Origin of the sequence: Streptomyces caniferus, assembly GCF_009811555.1 — a bacterium.
Classification (GTDB): Bacteria; Actinomycetota; Actinomycetes; order Streptomycetales; family Streptomycetaceae; genus Streptomyces; species Streptomyces caniferus.
In genome coordinates, this window is record NZ_BLIN01000005.1 from 1,463,935 (window position 1) to 1,483,450 (window position 19,516).

The following is a 19,516-nucleotide window of genomic DNA, read 5'->3' on the forward strand; positions in this document are numbered from 1 at the left end:
GGACCCGGCTACCCGCCAGGACCTGGCTCCCGCGCGCCCGGCCGCGCACCGGACGAACAGCAGCAGGAGGATCACCCACCATGACCGCCACCGCCTACCTCGACGCGCTCTTCTCCCTCGCCGGGCGTACGGCCCTGGTCACCGGCGGCAGCTCCGGTATCGGCCGGGCGATCGCCGGGGCACTGGGCCGCGCCGGCGCCGAGGTCGTCCTGCTGGCCCGGAACGTGGAGCAACTGCGCGCAGCGACCAGGGAGTTGACGGACGCGGGCGCGACCGCGCACTGGATCGAGGCCGATCTGGGCGACCGTGAGGCCCTGCACCGGGCCGCGGAGGAGATGGCCCGGCGGCACGGCGAACCCGACATCCTGGTCCATGCCGCCGGGGTCAACCCCCGTCCGCCGTTGGACGAGCTGACCACGCCCGGCTGGGACCGCACGATGGCCGTCAACCTCGATGCGCCGTTCCTCCTCGGGCAGCGCTTCGGGCCGGGCATGGCGGACCGCGGCTGGGGCCGGATCATCCATATCGCCTCGCAGCAGTCGGTCCGGGCGTTCGGCAACAGCGGTGCGTACGGCGTGTCCAAGGCCGGCCTCACCGCGCTCACCCGCTCCCAGGCGGAAGCCTGGTCCCGGTACGGGGTGAGCGTCAACGCGATCGCCCCCGGCTTCGTCCGCACCCCGCTGAACGAGGCGGTGTTCGCCGACCCCGGGCGCACCGAGGCGATGGCACGCCGGACGATGACCGGGCGCAACGGCGAACTGGACGACTTCGCGGGCGCGGCGGTGTTCCTGGCCGGGCCGGGCGCGGCGTATGTGACGGGACAGACGGTGTTCGTGGACGGTGGATTCTCGGTGACCTGACCTGACCGCCGCGGCCGACGGCGCGAGGACGGCCGGATGCGGCGCAGTGACCGAGGGCGCGGCCGCGGAAGGCGCCGCGCCCCGGGAAGAACGGCCGGTCAGCCGACCTTCACCCACTCCTTGCAGCCATTGGTCTCGAACGTCTCCCCCTTGTTGACGGTGACGCGGGCCGGGCCCTGGGGCGTGCCGTTGGCGATGATGCTGTCCATCTCGCCGCTGGAGTCCTTGGCGCGCGCCCAATAGCAGAGCGGCACGTCGGAGGCGGCCGGACCGCCGGTCTTGTACGTGCCGGCGGCGATGTCCTCCCCCACGAGATAGCCGCCCTGGCCGACCGCGGCGGCCGGACTCGCCGGCGCCTCCGCCTTCTCCGCGGGCTCCGCTGCGCTCTTCGGCTTCGCGGCGCTCTTCGGCTTCACCGCCCCGGCCTTGGCGGTCTTGGCGGTGACGGTGACCGTGACGGTGGGGGCGGGCTTCGCCTCGGCCTTCTTGGCGCCGTCGCCACCGCTTCCGACCGCCGCTCCGAGCCCGAAGACGATGAGCGCACAGACCGCACCCACGACGATCCTGAGTGCGGGGTGCTTCTTCTTCGGCTGCTGCGCGGGCGGCGGGGCGTAGGGGTGGGGCTGCTGACCGAACGGCGCGGGCTGCTGCGAGTACGACATGAACGATCCCCCTTGCATCTGTGATGGTGTCGTGAAGACCGCTCATTGCCGTTGAAGGTTGTACGGCCGCCTCCCGCACCCGCCGCACCTCCCCTTACGCCCCGTCGCCCCTGGTCCGGGCGGCCATCAGGCCGGCAGGCTCCGCAGCCAGACGGCGACCCCGTGGTGATGGCTGCAGGTACCCCGCCGGTGTTGGCTGTGGCTGTACGTCCCGTCGTTGCACTGGGCGGAGGCGCCTGCCGGAGCCTGCCCCTCCTCCCCACCGCCACTCGTCGAGCCACTGCCACTCGTCGAGCCACTGCCACCGTCGGAACCCGTCCCTCCGGAGGAGCTGGAACCGCCGGAGGAGCCTCCCTCGTCCGCGCCGGAGCCGCCGTCGTCCGCACCGGCACCACCGGAGGCCGTGGAGCCCCCGGAGGTCGTGGACCCCCCGCCGGAGACGGAACCGTCCGCGTCGGCCGGCTCCTGCGTGGGCTCGGCCGCGCCGCCGCCCGTGGCCTCTGCCGCGTCGGGTGCGTCGCAGCTCTCCCCGGTCTTCACGACGGCGAACGTCAGCGTCTCGGTGTCCCGCATGACGGACCCGGCGGCCGGCTCCTGATCACAGACCTGCCAGTTCCGGTCCCACACCTGCATACGGTGCCGAACGGACAGATCCCGGCTCTTGAACAGGTGGATGCCCTCGCCCTGCGCCGCGTCCTGCGCCGCCTGCAGGTTCCGGCCGGTGTAGTCCGGCACCGTGACGGCGTCGCCCCGACCGTCGGAGGCATCTGCCGCGTCGGAGGCATCGGGGGTGGCCGTGGGGACGGCGGTAGCGTCCCCCGTGGCGGCGGACTTGGCCGCGGACGTGGTGACGGACGACTTCGTCCCGTCGTCGCCGTTCATCAGGTTGACGCACCCGCCGACCAGCAACACGAAGACCGCGATGACCGCACAGCCGAGCTTGGCGTTCTTCCTGTCCTCCGGCGACATCGACCCTTGGTTTCCCGTCATACGGCCCCCTTCCTTGCAACTGCACACTCCCCTGCGTGCATGGCCCTGCCCACGGCCGCGAGCCGCCGCCCGGCTGAAACCGGAGGGACAAGTGGTGAAGCGAGAAGCGAGAAGCGAGGTGAGCGCCAAGACGGCCCCATCTCAGGCGAGTTGGCCCACCTGCTGCCGATACGTCACATTCCCCCGCGTTACCGGGATTTCCTCCCTGGGTGCCCAGAACAGGGAGAGTAGCGAGTGGTTGAACATCGAAGTAGATGAAGTGGAGAACCTGTGACGATGTCGTGACCGAAATGCGCGGGCCAAGCCTTCGGGGTGCACGGCCAGGAGATGGCGGCGCGGCCGCACTCGTCCCCTCGACGCGAAAGCGATCGTCACCGCTCCCCGATCCGACAGGACGATCGGTCGATGAACTGCGGGCGACCACCACATCGTTCGCGGTCATGGCGAAGGTACGTACCAGGTCACAGGGGAGCGCGTGCCCCTGCCGCGCGCCTTCCGGGAAGCCAGATCGCCCGACTTTTATCGCCGAAGCAATGTGCGCGGCCGCCCATCAGTGAATAGTCTGCTTTCCCTAGTCGGCACTTCATGAGCGAAGTTGACAGTCCGCTTGCGCAGCACATGTATCCCCACGTACAGGAGATTCCGGTGATTGCCCCTCAAGGCCGAATCGGACTTCCGTCTGCGCACGAGACCACGCCGCCGCACGAGCCGGATACGCGGGCCACGGACATCGTCCCCCGCCCTGCCCGGCCTCCCCGTCGCCCCGGCCCCCGTCACTGCCGCCCCGACCGACAGCACCGTCGCCCCGACCGTCAAGGACGCCGGGCATTCGAGGCCCTCCGGCCCCATGGCCGTCCGCCCGGCGCGACGCACTCCCCCCTACGCCGGACTCCGCTGCGGCGGACGCCCACCCGGAGGCCTGAAAAGTGCCTGTTCACGCCCCCTTTGCGCACGGCGAGAGCCTGCCCCTCGTGCCCGAGAAGACTGTGACGGGGCAGCCGTGAGACGCCAACCGGCATTCGACCGGAATCCGGCGCGGGACGACTCCCGGCTGCGCGCCGTGGTGGAGGACGCCGCGATGGGCCGCTGGGAAAGCGCACACGAACTCCTGACCGCGACCGGCGCCGACTGGGACCGCCGCATCTTCCGCCTCCAGGTACTCGCCCGCGCGGGGGCACGGCTCACCTTCGCCGACACCTGGGCCCAGGCCGAACCTCGTTCGCCGCACGCCCTGGCCCTCCTCGCCACCGTCCAGGCCCTGCGCTCGATGGCCCGCCCGCGAGGACACGGCAGCGGCCCGGAGATGGAAGAGGCGTGGGAGACCTGCCATGCCGCCGGGGACGCCCTGCCGGCCGACCCGACGCCGTACGTCGTCATGCTGGCCCTGCTGCGCTACCACTCCCCCGACCGCGACCGGCAGTGGCGGGAGACGGTGCACAGCGTGTGGCGGGAGGTCGAGGAACGTGACCCGTGGAACAGGGAGGCGCACCACGAGCTCCTCACCTACATGTTCCCCGACTGGCACGGCGTGGCGGGCGAGATGTTCCACTGGGCGCAGGAGCGGTGCGCCCATGTGCCCCGCGGGATGCCGTTGCACACCCTGCCGCTGGTCGCGCTCGCCGAGTCGCACCGCATGCGGATGAAGAAGGAAGGCCACCGGTACGGCCTGACGGTCCACCCCTGGACGGACAACCCGTCGACCCAGCAGGCGTGGGTGAACTGGTGGACGTACCGGGCCCCTTCCAGGCCGCACGCCGCCTTCCACGAGGACGCCAACTACCTGGCCCACGCGATGTCCTTCGCGAACCAGCACCGGGCGGTGGCCGAGGTGTTCGACGCCATCGGCCCGTACGCGACGGATGTGCCGTGGAGCTACTGCGGAGACGCTCAGCAGCTCTTCGCCCGTCATCGGAAGTGGGCGGTCAAGGGCTCCGCACCGTAGCGCCGCCCGCGACCGAGCGGACCGATGGTGTTCCACAAGCCGACGCGCCACCAAGAGGAGAGGCTCCAGCCATGCCATTGGACATACCAAGCGTCACGCAGACGGAGGAGGAACGCCTCGCCGAACTCGGCATCACCCAGACCCTGGACCGCTCGATGTCCGGACGGCAGAACTTCGCCGTCTCCTTCACGATCATCAGCATCCTGTCCGGCTGCCTGACCATGTACGGGTTCGGCATGAACACCGGCGGGCCCGCGCTCATCATGTGGGGCTGGGTTCTCGTCGGCCTGATGACCCTGTTCGTCGGCCTGTCCATGGCCGAGGTCTGCTCCTCGTACCCGACCTCCGCCGGTCTCTACTTCTGGGCGCACAAGCTCGCCCCGCAGAAGTCGGCTCCGGCCTGGGCCTGGTTCACCGGCTGGTTCAACACGCTCGGCCAGGTGGCCGTCACCGCGGGCATCGACTTCGGCGCCGCGTCGTTCCTCAACGCCTACCTGAACCTCCAGTTCAGCTACGCCGCCACACCCGTCCACACGATCACCCTCTTCGGGGTGATCCTCCTGCTGCACGCCATCGTGAACACCTTCCGGGTGCGCGTCGTCGGCTTCTTCAACACCGTCTCGGTGTGGTGGCACCTGATCGGCGTCGTGGTGATCGTCGGCGCCCTGCTGCTGATCCCCGACAAGCACCAGTCCCCCGGGTTCGTCTTCACCGAGTTCGTCAACAACACCGGCTGGGGATCCGCGGTCTACGTCGCGCTCATCGGTCTCCTGATGGCGCAGTACACGTTCACCGGCTATGACGCCTCCGCCCACATGACGGAGGAGACGAAGAACGCCTCGGTCGAGGGGCCGAAGGGGATCGTCCGCTCCATCGTCGTGTCCTGGGTCGCCGGATTCGTGCTGCTCTTCGGCCTGACCTTCGCCATCCAGTCCTACACCGGCGCCCTGAAGTCGGGCACCGGTGTGCCGCCCGCGCAGATCTTCATGGACGCGCTCGGCGCGAGCACCGGCAAGCTGATGCTGCTCGTCATCATCGGCGCCCAGCTGTTCTGCGGTATGGCCTCGGTGACCGCCAACTCCCGCATGATCTACGCCTTCTCGCGCGACGGCGCGCTGCCGTTCTCCGCCGTCTGGCACAAGCTCCACCCGGGCACCCGCACCCCGACCAACGCGGTGTGGCTCGCCGCCGGCGGCGCGTTCGTCCTCGGCCTGCCGTACCTCTTCAACACCACCGCGTACGCCGCCGTCACCTCCATCGCGACGATCGGCCTCTACATCGCCTACGTGGTGCCCACCCTGCTGCGGCTGCGCCAGGGGGAGAACTTCCGGCGCGGTCCCTGGCACCTGGGGCGCTGGTCCCGGCCCGTGGGCCTGGTCGCGGTCGGCTGGGTCGTGATCATCACCGTGCTGTTCATGCTGCCCCAGCTGAACCCGGTGACCCTGGAGACCTTCAACTACGCGCCCATCACCGTGGGTGTGGTGCTGGTCTTCGCCGGCACCTGGTGGTTCGTCTCCGCCCGCAAGTGGTTCCTCAACCCGCAGCACCCCCGGAGCAACCCGTCGCAGAATCCGACCCCGGAACGCGCAGCCTCCTCGGGCTGAGCCCACCGGGCCGAGACACCCCTGCCCGGCCCACCCACCCACCGGCTACGGCCCGCCGCCCCATCCCAGGGACCCTCTTCCCTGCGAGACGGGCGGCGGGCCGCTGGTCGTGGCCTCAGCGCCTCCCGCGGTCGAGGGCGGCGACCTCGCGTTTCTACGTTGCTGGCTCGACTCCAGGAAACGTGCTCAGTCATCGACTGACTCGCACACGACTACTGACGAATGCTCCAAACGACATCACGTTCCTCAGTTCCTCCTGGAGGCCCGAGTGGGTCATCTCCGCCCTGCAGAGCGGTGATTCTTCCGCACAACACAAACCCTGAACCACTTCTGGACCGCAGGAAGACGGCGAGATACCGTCCCCTCCAAGTGGAGGCCAGACCTGAGAAATCCAGAATCTGCTGAGCTTCGCCCTCGCCTGCCGGACGAATCTCAATCGACTCGTAGTGAGTCACCAGCTGCATGGCCTTCACATCTTCGAAAAGCAGGTCGAGACATGCACTGTCCGTACCGTCGGGGACTGCACGAAGGAGCAGTTGAGAGTGCCCCACGCCATAGCGCCAGACCCTGAAGGCGCGTTCCGACCTGAACAGGCCCTCGGAACTGGCAGCGTCACCCGGATGGATTATCAACTGGACGGCCTCCTCGATACCAGGTTGAACGATACGTGTGTGCCAGATTCTGAAGCGAGGAATGACTCCAGCTTCCTGCACCAAGCACCATCCCCTGGCCACTCGTTATAAGTAGCCGCTCCCTGATCCATTCCGAACCCATCGAGAGCATCTGGATTTCCATCCACCCTCTGCGGGCCCAGCGCGATGCGATCGCAGGATGAGTTATGCACCAGTAGGTGTATGCGCAATAGGCGTCGGCCCCGACGGCGGCGCGGCATGCTCGTGCTCCACACTCTCTTGTGGCCAGAGGAAATCCGCGGCCCCGGAGACATGCCGAGCCCAACACCGGTCACCGAGCGCGAGCTGAGGCTGACCGAGGTGCTGATGGACGAACTCGCGGGTGCCGACATCGACCAGCTGCACGACGAGTACGCCGCGGCGCTGGAGCAGCTGGTCGACGCCAAGGCTGTCGGCGAAGCGCTCACGCCGGCGCTGAAGCCGGCGCCCGTTGTGGATCTCATGACATCGTTGGAAGAATCGGTGCGCGGCCCGGCACGCCCGCGATGACGATGAGCAAGATAGAGGCCACCCGTACCAAGAGGGCGACTAAAGATCTACTGCGCCAGCGTTATCAGTGCCTACTCAGCCAGCTCTCATGGCGGCCATGGCGAGCGCGTTCGCGGACCCCTATCAGGTCCAGGCGGTGCAGGAGTTGAGCTTGGTGCCGCCGTCGAATCGCGCCACCTCGATTCCCGAGGCCGCGATGCCGTACTTGTCCTGTCCTTCTGTTTCAACGTCCAGGGTAGGGCCCGCGCCTAGATACTGGGAGTTCCACCGCCACTTCACCGTCGCGCTACTCCCGACGCGCTTGCTGAGGAAGCGAATCTTCACATGGTGCCCGTCAGCGAGCGTGTCCTTGAGCTGCATCCAGATGATGAATCGGCTATATGGCGAGTCTCCCTCCTTAAGATGCAGGATGCCGAACGCTCCCGTCGTCGCACAATCGGCCGAGACGCGCTGCCCGGCCGCTTGCGCTGACCCAGCTCCGAACAGGCTGATCGCGATGGCGGCGGCGCTCCCTCCAGCCATCATCGACATCCGCACCGACTTTTTATGACGCTTCATTCGTCTTCCCCCTGTGAGAACTTGGACGCCAACACGCAGGTCAGCGCGGTGGCGGTGGGAAGACTACGGCTCGTCCCTTCGTCGTGCAACGTACTGCATGGCCAACGCACCACACCATCACGCTGGTTGTTGGAAGTCTGTGACACCGCCGCACTGTCAGCAGGGAGCAGGTTCGTGAGAACGACCAGACAATCTCCAACTCGGGGCAACAGCGCATTACGTCCTCTGAAGCACTCCCCCACCCTTCATCAACACCCGTGCATGACAGATGTGTTACCGGAGTAGATCCGTATAATTTCCCCTATACGAGGCTGCATGTGTGGGCGGCCCAGGGAAGGTAATTGCTCGATGGCTACCACCGTGCCCACCGCCGATGACGTTCAGGCGTTGTCCGACTTCATGCTTCAGCGTGCCGACGAGGAGTGGGAGGCCACCATCGGCGACGACGCCCTGGACCCCGACGCCATGGCCCGCCTCTTCCGCGTCTCGAACTCCAACAAGCTGGCGATCACGAGCACTACCAGGTGCCTCGTGCACCTCCTGGCCCGATACGAGGTCGACCAGGCTGCGCTTACCTGGCACCACCTGACCGCCGCCGGCGAGGAGTGGAGGTCACACCCCGACTACCTCCCCGTCTGGGAGAACGCCCAACGCGCGCAGATCCGTCAGCAGCTCGAGGGCTGACGCTGTGGACGACGAGGCGGAGGTGGTCGACGCCGAGCTGGCGGACAACGGCCACCTCCCGGCCGCGCACTCCGATACGGCGCCCTCCCGGCCGGTCGTCGACCGGCACACGATCCTCGCCCGCGGTGAGGCCCTACCCACCGAAGCCGGCCAGCTGACGTACACCGAACGCGACCTGTACGTCAGCGAGGCCACCGCCGAGAGGCTCAAGAACAAGTCGAAGCCACGCAACACCAGCAAGACCTGCGACTCGCAGCGCGGCATGCTCAAGACGCAGTGCGAGCAGCAGAGCCACGTCCACCGCCCCTGCACCACCGCGACCTATGTCGCATACGTCGCCACCTTCATCTAGCAGGGCCGCTCCCCCAACGCCATCTCCGTCGCCATGTCCGCGATCCCCACCTGGATGCCCGACAACAGGAAGCCCGACACCACCGAGCGCGCGGCATGCTCAACGAGTACAAGATGGATTGGGCCAAACGAGTCGACGTGAAGAAGGCGCCGGCCATGACAGACGCCATGCTCAGCGCCTGCGGCCCGAACCACCCGATCGGCATCCGCGACCAGCGCGCCCTCAACTGTCGCATCGAGCTGGCCGACTTGACCATCGGCAACGCCGCCATCCCAGGGGTGGGGCTACCTGATGCCCTGCGCCTTCGCGTTGGTCAGGAGGGCTTTCAGTCCGGCAGTGTCGAAGCCGGTGAGGTGCCCCATGCTGGTGATGGTCTGATAGCCGCCGTTGGGGCTGCACATGATCGGGATGTTGCCGTAGCTGGTGGCTACACATCCGCGGGGGATCTCTGTTCCGGTCGCGTCGCGCTGGTTCGGGTGGTCGAGGCCGAGGGCGTGCAGTGGTTCGTGCACCAGCGTGTTGCGCAGCGTGTACGCCTTTATGGGGTACCCAGTCCAGTACTCGGAGTCGTAGGCGACGATGCCGCCGATGCCCACGCCCTTGGGCGGGTTGGGGCAGGGCATGCCTTGGCTGAAGCCGGCCTTGCCCATGGGTCGGTACATCTCGGTGATCTGCACGTGATAGGCCGGTCCGCATTTCGCCGGGTTGACCGCCTCAACTCCGCCGATCTTGAGATGCACGCCCACGGCATTGATCTGGGTGACGGCGGGGGCGAGGAGCGGGGTGTAGCGCTTCCGCATGGCCTCGGTGGCGAAGGTGATCGTGTACGTCTTGCTCGGCGAGACGGAAGTGACGCCGAGCTGGCTGGTGATCCTCCAGCCGGTACCGACAGTGGCGAAGGCGGCGGCGTGGGTGGGGGTGGAGGTGAGGGCGCAGGCGGTGAGGGCGGCTGCAGCAGAGACAGCGAAGATCTTCCGCATGTGGACTCCTTGTGGATGCCTTATGAAGTTGTGGGGGTGATGGTGAGACCCGCCAGCCGTACACACAGTTGCACCGTCAACTAGATCATTTTCGGCGGGAGTTGATGACATGGCGGAGTGGCGCGGTCATGCTCCGCCCCTTCTGGTCAGCCCTCAGCAGGTTGGGCAGCAGAGGTGGTTCGCTAGGTGTTTCGGTCGGACTGGGGCTTGGGCTGACGGTCGGTGCCTGGTCGCTGCTGGCACCCTTACGTCGACAGACGAGCGTGTCGGGGTCTTGCGGGTCTGGCGGGCGTCATCCATGTGCGCCGCCAGATCCGGAAGATCGGCAGCAAGCTTGCTTTCGCGCCGCCCAAGGGAGGCAGGACGCGTGACGTGCCGCCGCTCCCTCACCATCCGGCAAGCCGGTTGCGCGACCACCTTGCGGAGTTCCCGGCGTCCGAAGTGACCCTGCCGTGAGTGAATCCGGAGATCCCCACTCAGGGAAACAGCGTCGGGACAGCCGGAACGTCCGCGAGTGGACGCCGGCCCGCGCTGCGGCCGGCGTCATCGCGGAACCAGAGAAGCTCAGGCAGGTCTCCAGCGATGGGAAGAAGCGCACCGTCCGGAAGTACGAAGAGAGCCGCGAGCACGGGTTCCACGCCCTCCGGCACACCTTCGCTTCGGTGCACCTGGACGCCAGGGAGAACCCCGTGGCAGTCTCGAAGTGGCTGGGTCACGCAGATCCGAGCATCACACTCCGGATCTGCGCGGCACATGATGCCCGAGGCTGATGGCCGCGGCAGGGCGGCGATGGATGCCTGGTTCGAGGCCGACTCCGACTCATTCTCCCCAGATTCTCCCCAGCTCCCCGAAGCGGCGTAACCGAAGGGCCCCGATCGGCAAGCGATCGGGGCCCTTCGTGTGCCGTCAGTAGACGCCCACGGAGGCCAGTGCACGCCTCTGAACTGCGGACATGCGGGCCGGGAAGTAGAGGTAGCACACGCCGCCGCTGCCGCCGACGACCTTGCCGTCGGCGTTCTTGCGCTTGGTGCGCAGCCAGATGTTCTCGAACTGGGATGCAGATTCTTATCAGACACCGAACGCGATGGCAAACATGCAGGTCAACGGCTCGGCCTCATTCGCCTCGCACGAGCCCGAGCCGGACCGTGCTGAGTTCGTGCTGACTTCCGCTGCCGCCCCTTCCGGTCCGTTCGGGGGCGTCGTGCTGGATCGGTGCTGGCTTCTGGCACTGAAGGCCGAACCTTGGACAGCACCGAGACGGACGAGATGGCCATTCTTCACTGTGTGTCACCCCGACGCCCACGCCCATCTCGCGCACAGAGGCCTGCGACGACGGGCCCCATGAAGGTGGGGTGGCGCCGTACGGGCCGTTTGGTGCGGCCGTGATCCATCCTTATCCTGTCGCACTCCCGACCTATGGAGGTGAGCAGCGATGGATCAAAAAATGTGGACCGTGCCGGCTCTGGCGAACTTTCTCGGAAAGCCCACCTCCTGGGTATACGACAATCACGAGAAGCAAGCCATCCCCAGCTTCCGTGTGGGCCAACAGCTGCGGTTCTGGCCCAACGAGATCATGACCTGGCTGGAAGAAAATTGCCGCGAACAGGGGGTCGCATGAACGTCAAGTACAAGGAGACGGCGCGGGGCGGGCTCGCGGTCAACATCATCAAGTACTGAGGTTGTAGGCCCTGACCAGCGCGTTTGCATCTTTCAGCGCTGTCAGCGCCTTCCCTGCTTACCGACGGAAAGTCCCTGGAATCCCCCTGGGACAGATGTGAAAGTCCCTGAAAAGTCCCTGGGATGCCCCTGACCGGCGAGGGTCATTGGGGAGGCCATCCGCCCCTCAGCTGCCCAAGGCGCGAGAGTCCACTGGCCCGCCCCTGTGATCCTCGTCGCAGCGGCTCCGGCTGCTCTCCGCGACCGGCCAGCTCATCCCGCCGACCGCCGCCGCGAGATCGTCCGACCACCCGCCACTGGCCCTGCATCGACGAGATCACAGGCCCCTCGAACGCCTCCTACTCCTACCAAACCTCGACTTACCAGCACATCTGCCCCCTGCGAGGCCCCCAGATGACAAAATCAGGCTCTTGGCCTGCCCGCCTCAGCCGTACAAGGCATGGCGGGCTGATGGCGGAGTCCGCAGCCCGCCATGAAGATCGAGGCTAAACTGTGAGGCCGAAACTTTGACACGTATTCGGTACAGACCTGGTGGATCCCGCTAGGCTCCGACACGTTCTCGCCGGACGGCGAGCCGAGCAAGCCGAGTGCGGAAACGGGCAGTGATCGAGTGGGGTCGAGTGTGGTCGGCGTCAGGGAGCAGGAGCTTCCGATGCCGTTGACGTTGGGGGAGTTGGAGTCGTACCTGGCGAAGGCGGCTGATCTGCTGCGGGGCAGCATCGATCAGGCGGACTTCAAGGCGTACATCTTCCCGTTGCTGTTCTTCAAGCGGATCAGCGATGTGTACGACGAGGAGTACGCCCGCGCGCTGGACGAGTCCGGTGGCGACCACACGTATGCGGCGTTCGAGGAGAACCACCGGTTCACCATCCCCGAGGGATGCCACTGGGCAGACGTACGCGAACGCACTGCGAGCGTCGGTGAGGCGCTCAAAACAGCCTTCCGCGGGATCGAACAGTCCAACCAGGGCACGCTATACGGCATCTTCGGTGGCGCGACCTGGACCAACAAGGACAAGCTCCCAGATAGCAAGCTTATTGACCTGATCGAGCACTTCTCGACCAAAACCCTTTCCATCTCTCAGGCCTCGCCCGACGTGCTGGGGCAGGCTTACGAGTACCTGATCAAGCGGTTCGCTGACCAGTCCAACAAGAAGGCCGGCGAGTACTACACCCCGCGCGAGGTGGTCGCGCTGCTGGTCAACATCCTCGACCCTCAGGAGGGTGAGACGGTCTACGACCCGGCTTGTGGCACCGGTGGCATGCTGATCGAGGTCATCCAGCACATCAAGGCCCGCGGCGGTGACCCGAAGACCGTGCTCGGCAAGCTGTACGGCCAGGAGAAGGTGCTCACCACCTCCGCAATCGCCCGGATGAACCTGCTGCTGCACGGCATGGAGGACTTCCACGTCGAGCGCGGTGACACACTGCGCGACCCGGCCTACTTCGACCATGGCCGGTTGGCGCGGTTCGACTGCGTAATTGCCAACCCGCCGTTCTCGTTGAAGAACTGGGGTCACGAGCAGTGGGGGTCAGATTCGTGGGGTCGTAATGAGCTGGGCGGGGTGCCGCCGAAGGGTTACGCCGACTGGGCCTGGGTGCAGCACATGCTCACCTCCGCTGCACCCACCGGAGGAAGGGTCGCGGTCGTCCTCCCGCAGGGCGCCCTGTTCCGTCAGGGCGCCGAGGGCCGCGTCCGCGAGCACATTCTCAAAGCTGGCTTCGTGGAGGCCATCATCGGCCTTGCGCCCAACCTGTTCTACGGCACCGGCCTGGCCGCCTGCGTGCTGATCCTGCGCCATCAACGCCCCGCCGAGCAGCAAGACAAGGTGCTTTTTGTCAACGGAGAGTTGCTCTTCAAGCGCGGCCGCAACCAGAACAGCCTCGAGCCCGATCATGCGGAGACGCTACTGAAGGCGTATCAGATCTACGCCGACCAGACCGGCCTGGCCACCGTAGCGACCCTGGAGGACGTCAAGACCAACGGCTGGAATCTGAACATCCCGCTGTATGTCGAGCCCGCCGAGGTCGGCGAGCAGATCACCATGGAGCATGCCTTGGCCGACCTGGAGACCGCACACACGAAGACTCGCGAGACTCGCGCAGCGCTGGAAGCCGAACTGGCGAAGTGGGGCCTGGGCACATGACCGCGACGACCCCGAAGCGGATCACCCAGAGGGAGCTGGAGTCCTACCTGTGGGGCGCCGCAGTGCTGCTGCGCGGGCTGATCGACGCCGGCGACTACAAGCAGTACATCTTCCCGCTGGCTTTCCTCAAACGCCTCTCTGATGTCTACGACGAGGAGCACACCGCCGCCCTGGAGGTGTATGGCGACGAGGAGCTCGCCGACCTCCCGGAGAACCACCGCTTCGCCATCCCCGACGGCGCTCACTGGGCCGACCTGCGCAAGGTCACCAGCAATGTCGGCACCACGCTCAAGGCCGCGATGCGGGCCATCGAGTCCGCCAACCCCGACACCCTCCCCGGCGTCTTCGGCGACGGCGAGTGGACGAACAAGGACCTGCTCCCCGACGCGACCCTCTCAGACCTGATCGAGCACTTCTCGACCAAGACGCTGTCGGTCGCGAACCTGCCCGAGGACGAGCTCGGGCAAGGCTACGAGTACCTGATCAAGAAGTTCGCCGACGACTCCGGCCACACAGCCCAGGAGTTCTACACCAACCGCACCCTGGTGCACCTGATGACGCTCATGCTCGAGCCCCGGCCGGGCGAATCCGTCTACGACCCGACCTGCGGCACCGGCGGCATGCTCATCTCCACCGTCGCCGAGCTAAAGCGCCAGGGCAAGGAGTGGCGCAACCTACGCCTCTACGGCCAAGAGCTCAACTACGGCACCTCAGCGATCGCGAAGATGAACCTCTTCCTCCACGGCATCGCCGACGGCCACATCGCCCACGGCGACACCCTCGCCAAGCCCGCCTTCCTCGACGCCCACGGCCGGCTGCGGACATTCGACGTCGTCCTAGCCAACCCGCCCTACTCCATCAAGACATGGGACCGGGGCGCCTTCACCAAGGACCCTTACGGCCGCAACATGTGGGGCGTACCGCCCCAGAACGCGGCGGACTACAGCTTCATCCAGCACATCGAGGCAAGCCTGGATCCAAAGACCGGTCGTGCCGCAATCCTGCTGCCCCACGGGGTCCTGAACCGAATCGGGGAGGCAACAGTTCGCAAGGCAATGATCGATGCCGACGCCGTCGAGGCAGTGATCGGCCTGGCCCACGGGCTCTTCTACAACTCGGGCATGGAAGCGATCGTCTTGGTCCTTCGAAAGCAGAAGCCGAAAAACCGCAAGCACAAGGTGCTCTTCATCGACGCGAAGAAGGAGTTCTACCGAACAGGCGTCCAGTCCTTCCTTTCTGAGAGGCATCAGCAGAGGATCCTGGGCGCGTTCCAAAGCTTCACCGACGTGCCGGGCTTCGCCCGAGTCGCCACTCTCGACGAGATCCGTGCCAACAACGGCAACATGGCCATCCCGCAGTACGTCACACCTGCGACGCCAGGTCGCACCTCAACGCCTACTGACTCGATCGCAGCCACGCTTGCAGGTTGGCGCGAGGCTGCGGCAGCGGCGGATGTCGCTGTCGAGGACGTTCTCGGTCTGCTGCGTGCGGAGGCTGCCCGGTGAGCCTCAACCTCGACAAGACGCCCTGGAAGCGAGTGCGACTGGGTGACGTCATTCGTCGATCGCGCACTCAAGCTGACGCGGCGACCGGTGACGTCGATCGCTACGTTGGTGGCGGGCACATCGACAGCGACAGCCTCACTATCGAACGCTTCGGAGATGTCGACGACGGCCAGATGGGCTCGACGTTCACTTACCTCTTCAAGCCCGGTCAGATTCTCTTCGTCTCGGCACGTCCCTACCTTCGTAAGTCGGGCGTCGTGAACTTCTCGGGTGTCGTCGCCGACAAGACCTACGTTCTTGATGCCCTCCCCGAAAACGGGCTGTTGCAGGAGTTTCTGCCCTTCATCCTCAACTCCGACCACTTCGTCGCCTACGCGACCGCCGAGGCCAGCGGTTCGATGAATCCTCGTCTGCTCTGGGGGCGGATGCAGCGCTACGAGTTCCACCTCCCGCCGCTCGACGAACAGAAGCCCCTCGCTGACCTTCTCTGGGCGCTGGAGCGCCACAGAACCGAATTGGACGACCAGGTATCGGCAATCGAGTCCGCGCTTCAGTGTTTCCTCGCTGACTCGTTCCGGGCAGCCCCTGGCCCGCAGCTAAAGATCGTTGACCTCTGCACCGATGTCGTTGGTGGGATCTGGGGCTCACCAGAGGGTGAAGCCGAGGTTGACATACTGGCGCTCGGGCCACGCGTGTATGCGGATGGCGCAACTCAACTGACAACTGATGGATCACCTGTTCGTTCCGTGAGCAGGCGGCAGACCGAGGTGCGCCTTGTACGTGACGGGGACATCATCCTTGAACGATCTGGAGGCTCCCCCTCGCAGCCAGTCGGGCGTGTAGTGATCGCTCACGGGGAGCTGGCTCCCTGTATTCCGACCGACTTTCAGCGGCTGCTTCGGCCGAACCGGAAAGTTGTGGAGCCACGCTTTCTGTTCTGGCGTCTTCGACATGACTGGGTGGCCGGTGTGACTCGGGATTACTCAAAGAAGACGACCAACATTACGAATCTGTCAGTCAAAGACTACATCGCGCGCAGCATCACGGTGCCTTCCATTGCAGATCAGACCCACTTGCTTGGTCGCGTGACCTCGTTCGAAGACACGCTCACGAACGTGGCAGAGGAAAGCTCAAAACTCGACGTCCTCCGCAGAAGCCTTCATGACGAGATCTTCGGAGGTGCCGAGTGACCTTCAACGAGGCGAACACGGTCCGCGACTTCGTCCGGGATCTGGTGGAGTCGGTCGATGTGCGGTTCGTATCGGGGAGTCGTCTGCCTCGGCGCACCGATGAGGTGTTGCTGGAGCAGCAGGTGCGGGAGGCGTTAATCCGCCTCAACCCGGCTATCGAGGCGGATCCGCGTCTCGCCGATGAGGTCATCTACCGGCTGCGCGCGATTCTTGTCTCCGCGCGGAACACACCGAACCCGGTAGTGGCGAACGAAGAGTTCGCGACATGGCTCACAGGGCAGAAGTCGATGCCGTTCGGGCCCGATGGTGAACACGTGACCGTCAAACTGATCGACTTCGATCATCCCGGCCAGCACAGTGCGAACAAATGGATCGTCTCCACCGAGGTGTCCTACGGGGTCGGCCGGCTGGAGCGGCGCTTCGACCTTGTGATCTGGTGCAACGGCTTCCCGTTGGTCGTGGGTGAGGCGAAATCTCCGGTGCGGTCGGCGTACTCCTGGATCGACGCGGCCGCACAGGTCAAGGAGGACTACGAGGCCAACCTGCCGGCGTTCTTCGTGCCGAACGTGCTCAATTTCGCCACCGAGGGCAAGGACTTCCGCTACGGGTCGGTCGGGATGCCGGTCGAGATGTGGGGGCCGTGGCGGGCGGACGAGTCCGGTGACGACCACACGCCGGTGAAGGTGGGCCTCGCGGCGGTCAAGGAGGCGGTCGAGGGCGTTCTGGATCCGGATGCGATCTTGGACTTCCTGCGGTTCTTCACGCTGTTCGCGACCGACAAAAAGCACCGCAAGATCAAAGTGATCGCGCGTTTCCAGCAGTTGCAGGCGACTAACCTGATCGTGGAGCGGGTGCTGCACGGGCGGATCAAGCAGGGGCTGATCTGGCACTTCCAGGGGTCGGGGAAGTCGCTGCTGATGGTGTTCACCGCGCAGAAGCTGCGCGCGATGGCGGGACTGACCTCGCCGACAGTGATCATCGTCGTTGACCGGATCGACCTGGACACCCAGATCACCGCGACGTTCAACGCCTCCGACGTACCGAACCTGGTCTCCACGGAGTCCCGCAAAGAGCTACAGGAGCTCCTGACTGCCGGGGCACGGAAGACCATCATCACCACGATCCACAAGTTCGGCGAAGCACCCGGTGTGCTGGACGCGCGCGACAAGATCATCGTGATGGTCGATGAGGCCCACCGCTCCCAGGAGGGCGACTACGGCCGCAAGATGCGCGAGGCGCTGCCCAACGCGTTCCTGTTTGGGCTGACCGGAACACCGATCAACAAGCGCGACCGCAACACGTTCATGTGGTTCGGCTCCGAGGCCGACGAGCACGGGTATCTCTCGCGCTACTCCTTCTCCGACTCCATCCGCGACGGCGCCACCCTCCCGCTGCACTTCGAACCACGCCTCTCGGAGATCCACCTTGACGAGGAGGCGATCGTCGCGGCCTTCGACGAACTCGCCGACCGCCACGGGCTCACCGAGGAGGACCGCACCACTCTGTCTAAGAATGCTGCCTCCCTGGAGGCGCTGATCAAGGCCCGCGACCGGGTCCGCAAGATCGCCGCCGACATCGCCGAGCACTTCACCACGAAGGTCGAACCTCAGGGATTCAAGGCGCAGGTCGTGGTCTACGACAAGGCCACCTGCGTGGCGTACAAGGAACAGCTTGACCGCCTCCTCGGCCCGGACGTGTCCACGATCGTGATGTCCACCAGTCGCGGTGACAAGCCGGCATGGAAGCAGTGGACGCCCGGTCGAGAGGAGCTGGAGCGGATCACCGCCCGCTTCAACGACTCAGCCGACCCCTTGAAGATCATCATTGTGACCGCGAAGCTGCTCACAGGCTTCGACGCCCCAATCCTCTACGCCCAGTACATAGACAAGCCCTTGCGCGAGCACACCCTGCTCCAGGCAATCTGCCGCACGAATCGGGTCTATCCGCCCGCGAAGACCCACGGCCTGATAGTTGACTATCTCGGCATCTTCGACAATGTCGCCAGGGCTTTCGCGTTCGACGACAAGTCCGTCCAGCAGGTCATCTCCAACATCGCTGTACTCCGCGAGCAGCTAGGCCCCGCGATCGAGGCTGCTCTGGCGTTCTTCCCCGGCGTCGACCGCACCGTAGGCGGCTACGAGGGCCTGATCCAGGCACAGACCGCGATCGACTCCGACGAGTCCCGCGACGCCTTCGGAGCTGCGTACAGCGTCGTCGCCCAGCTGTGGGAGACCCTCTCCCCGGACCCGATCCTGTCCGAGCACGAGTCGCACTACCGCTGGCTGACCGACGTCTACCAGTCCGTGCAACCCACCGACGTCACCGGCCGGCTGGTCTGGCACACGCTGGGCGCCAAGACCCTCGAGCTCATAAACAAGCACGTCACGGTCGAGGTCCCCCGCACCGACCTGGAGACCATCGTCCTCGATGCGCACATCATCGAGGACCTGATGACCGGCAAGCGCAAGGACATCGACCCCGTCGAGGTCGAGAAGTGGATCACCGCCCGCATCTCCAAGCACGCTGGCAACCCCGCTTTCATCGAGCTCAGCCAGCGGTTGAATGCTCTGCGGGAGAAGTACGCCCACTCCCAGCAGGCATCCCTCGAGTTCCTCAAGGATCTCTTCGCGCTGGCACGCGACACGGTCGCAGCGGAGAAGGCCGCCGCCGAGGTGCCGCGCGAGGAACGTGGCAAGGCCGCCCTGACCGAGCTCTTCGAGTCGCTCAAGGGCGAGGAGACCCCGATCATCGCCGAAAAGGTCGTCGACGAGGTCGACTCCGTCGTCCGTACCGTCCGCTTCGACGGCTGGCAGGGCACCAACGAAGGCGATCGCCTCGTCCAACAGGCCCTCCGCAGAGCGCTCTACATCAAGTTCAAGATCCGCGACCAGGACGTCTTCGGGAAGGCTTTGGGATACATCAGGGAGTACTACTAGCTGCTCCTTGTCCTGGTCAGGAAGAAAGACCCATTGCCCAGGCAAACGGGGCCCGCAATGTACAGCTTTTCCAAGGCGGCTGAAACGCCCTCAAAGGCGCCTCGAAGCCGACAGCGGTGTCCACATGGTGGCGCTCGATGGCGAAACCAATGTGGGGTCTCAAGCTTCACACAGAGCGCCAGACCTCAGCGCAGCACGAATGAAGAGCTGCCTGGCAGGAGGCCGGCCGGATCTTCATTGGGGAGGACG

General features: G+C 65.8%; 16 protein-coding genes and 1 pseudogene. 12 read left to right on the forward strand and 5 right to left on the reverse strand.

From position 1 onward, the window contains the following. The first annotated feature begins 80 nt into the window (after positions 1 to 80). On the forward strand, positions 81 to 860 hold the full coding sequence (locus Scani_RS22985) for an SDR family NAD(P)-dependent oxidoreductase (protein WP_159479395.1): 780 nt from the start codon (positions 81 to 83) through the stop codon (positions 858 to 860). A gap of 98 nt (positions 861 to 958) precedes the next feature. Here Scani_RS22985 and Scani_RS22990 read toward each other — a convergent pair whose 3' ends face one another. Next, the gene (locus Scani_RS22990) at positions 959 to 1,522 is read right to left on the reverse strand and encodes an Rv1352/Rv1906c domain-containing protein (protein WP_159479397.1); all 564 of its coding nucleotides are present in this window, start codon (positions 1,520 to 1,522) and stop codon (positions 959 to 961) included. Positions 1,523 to 1,648: 126 nt separating this feature from the next. Then, positions 1,649 to 2,512, reverse strand: a complete 864-nt coding sequence (locus Scani_RS22995; protein ID WP_246296100.1) for a DUF3761 domain-containing protein — start codon at positions 2,510 to 2,512, stop codon at positions 1,649 to 1,651. Between the two features lie 1,000 nt (positions 2,513 to 3,512). Here Scani_RS22995 and Scani_RS23000 point away from each other — a divergent pair. From Scani_RS23000 to Scani_RS23010, 3 genes are all read left to right on the forward strand, one after another. Further along, positions 3,513 to 4,454 carry a hypothetical protein gene (locus tag Scani_RS23000; RefSeq protein ID WP_246296102.1) on the forward strand — a complete coding sequence of 314 codons (942 nt, stop codon included), beginning with the start codon at positions 3,513 to 3,515 and terminating at the stop codon, positions 4,452 to 4,454. A 71-nt stretch (positions 4,455 to 4,525) separates the two neighbouring features. After that, positions 4,526 to 6,058 (forward strand): amino acid permease, encoded by a 1,533-nt coding sequence (locus Scani_RS23005; protein ID WP_159479399.1) that lies wholly within the window; start codon positions 4,526 to 4,528, stop codon positions 6,056 to 6,058. A gap of 890 nt (positions 6,059 to 6,948) precedes the next feature. Continuing rightward, positions 6,949 to 7,239, forward strand: coding sequence for a Ku family protein (locus Scani_RS23010; RefSeq protein WP_159479401.1), 291 nt, complete (start codon positions 6,949 to 6,951; stop codon positions 7,237 to 7,239). A 123-nt stretch (positions 7,240 to 7,362) separates the two neighbouring features. Here Scani_RS23010 and Scani_RS23015 read toward each other — a convergent pair whose 3' ends face one another. Further along, positions 7,363 to 7,797 carry a hypothetical protein gene (locus Scani_RS23015; protein WP_159479403.1) on the reverse strand — a complete coding sequence of 145 codons (435 nt, stop codon included), beginning with the start codon at positions 7,795 to 7,797 and terminating at the stop codon, positions 7,363 to 7,365. A 348-nt stretch (positions 7,798 to 8,145) separates the two neighbouring features. Here Scani_RS23015 and Scani_RS23020 point away from each other — a divergent pair, with 348 nt between their 5' ends. Together Scani_RS23020 and Scani_RS23025 are read left to right on the forward strand one after the other, a co-directional pair. After that, complete coding sequence (locus Scani_RS23020; protein ID WP_159479406.1) at positions 8,146 to 8,481, forward strand: hypothetical protein; 336 nt, start codon at positions 8,146 to 8,148, stop codon at positions 8,479 to 8,481. Between the two features lie 4 nt (positions 8,482 to 8,485). Further along, a complete protein-coding gene (locus Scani_RS23025) occupies positions 8,486 to 8,833 on the forward strand; it encodes a hypothetical protein (protein ID WP_159479408.1) in 348 nt (115 codons plus the stop codon). Between the two features lie 284 nt (positions 8,834 to 9,117). Here Scani_RS23025 and Scani_RS23030 read toward each other — a convergent pair whose 3' ends face one another. After that, positions 9,118 to 9,813: a M10 family metallopeptidase domain-containing protein gene (locus Scani_RS23030; RefSeq protein ID WP_159479410.1), complete on the reverse strand. Its 696-nt coding sequence runs from the start codon at positions 9,811 to 9,813 to the stop codon at positions 9,118 to 9,120. 452 nt (positions 9,814 to 10,265) lie between these two features. Here Scani_RS23030 and Scani_RS23035 point away from each other — a divergent pair, with 452 nt between their 5' ends. Beyond that, positions 10,266 to 10,583, forward strand: a complete 318-nt coding sequence (locus Scani_RS23035) for a site-specific integrase (protein ID WP_246296104.1) — start codon at positions 10,266 to 10,268, stop codon at positions 10,581 to 10,583. Between the two features lie 136 nt (positions 10,584 to 10,719). Here Scani_RS23035 and Scani_RS41155 read toward each other — a convergent pair. Then, positions 10,720 to 10,866 (reverse strand): annotated as a pseudogene (locus tag Scani_RS41155) (peptidase C39 family protein); the annotation flags it as partial. 379 nt (positions 10,867 to 11,245) lie between these two features. Between Scani_RS41155 and Scani_RS23045 the strand changes: the two are divergent. The 5 genes from Scani_RS23045 (at position 11,246) to Scani_RS23065 (ending at position 19,267) form a co-directional block, all read left to right on the forward strand. Continuing rightward, positions 11,246 to 11,431 (forward strand): helix-turn-helix domain-containing protein, encoded by a 186-nt coding sequence (locus Scani_RS23045; RefSeq protein ID WP_159479412.1) that lies wholly within the window; start codon positions 11,246 to 11,248, stop codon positions 11,429 to 11,431. 711 nt (positions 11,432 to 12,142) lie between these two features. After that, entirely contained in the window at positions 12,143 to 13,636 is a 1,494-nt protein-coding gene (locus Scani_RS23050; RefSeq protein WP_159479414.1) for a type I restriction-modification system subunit M, read from the forward strand. Beyond that, entirely contained in the window at positions 13,633 to 15,141 is a 1,509-nt protein-coding gene (locus Scani_RS23055; protein ID WP_159479416.1) for a type I restriction-modification system subunit M, read from the forward strand. The genes Scani_RS23050 and Scani_RS23055 overlap by 4 nt, the downstream gene beginning before the upstream one ends. After that, the gene (locus tag Scani_RS23060; protein WP_159479417.1) at positions 15,138 to 16,331 is read left to right on the forward strand and encodes a restriction endonuclease subunit S; all 1,194 of its coding nucleotides are present in this window, start codon (positions 15,138 to 15,140) and stop codon (positions 16,329 to 16,331) included. The genes Scani_RS23055 and Scani_RS23060 overlap by 4 nt, the downstream gene beginning before the upstream one ends. Next, positions 16,328 to 19,267, forward strand: coding sequence for a type I restriction endonuclease subunit R (locus Scani_RS23065; RefSeq protein ID WP_159479419.1), 2,940 nt, complete (start codon positions 16,328 to 16,330; stop codon positions 19,265 to 19,267). The genes Scani_RS23060 and Scani_RS23065 overlap by 4 nt, the downstream gene beginning before the upstream one ends. Positions 19,268 to 19,516 lie beyond the last annotated feature (249 nt).

Excerpts from the sequence above, each read along its gene's own strand:
- Scani_RS22985 (WP_159479395.1), top strand. The coding sequence starts at position 81 with ATGACCGCCACCGCCTACCTCGACGCGCTCTTCTCCCTCGCCGGGCGT.
- Scani_RS22990 (WP_159479397.1), bottom strand. The coding sequence starts at position 1,522 with ATGTCGTACTCGCAGCAGCCCGCGCCGTTCGGTCAGCAGCCCCACCCC.
- Scani_RS22995 (WP_246296100.1), bottom strand. The coding sequence starts at position 2,512 with ATGACGGGAAACCAAGGGTCGATGTCGCCGGAGGACAGGAAGAACGCC.
- Scani_RS23005 (WP_159479399.1), top strand. The coding sequence starts at position 4,526 with ATGCCATTGGACATACCAAGCGTCACGCAGACGGAGGAGGAACGCCTC.
- Scani_RS23010 (WP_159479401.1), top strand. The coding sequence starts at position 6,949 with ATGCTCGTGCTCCACACTCTCTTGTGGCCAGAGGAAATCCGCGGCCCC.
- Scani_RS23015 (WP_159479403.1), bottom strand. The coding sequence starts at position 7,797 with ATGAAGCGTCATAAAAAGTCGGTGCGGATGTCGATGATGGCTGGAGGG.
- Scani_RS23020 (WP_159479406.1), top strand. The coding sequence starts at position 8,146 with ATGGCTACCACCGTGCCCACCGCCGATGACGTTCAGGCGTTGTCCGAC.
- Scani_RS23030 (WP_159479410.1), bottom strand. The coding sequence starts at position 9,813 with ATGCGGAAGATCTTCGCTGTCTCTGCTGCAGCCGCCCTCACCGCCTGC.
- Scani_RS23045 (WP_159479412.1), top strand. The coding sequence starts at position 11,246 with ATGGATCAAAAAATGTGGACCGTGCCGGCTCTGGCGAACTTTCTCGGA.
- Scani_RS23050 (WP_159479414.1), top strand. The coding sequence starts at position 12,143 with ATGCCGTTGACGTTGGGGGAGTTGGAGTCGTACCTGGCGAAGGCGGCT.
- Scani_RS23055 (WP_159479416.1), top strand. The coding sequence starts at position 13,633 with ATGACCGCGACGACCCCGAAGCGGATCACCCAGAGGGAGCTGGAGTCC.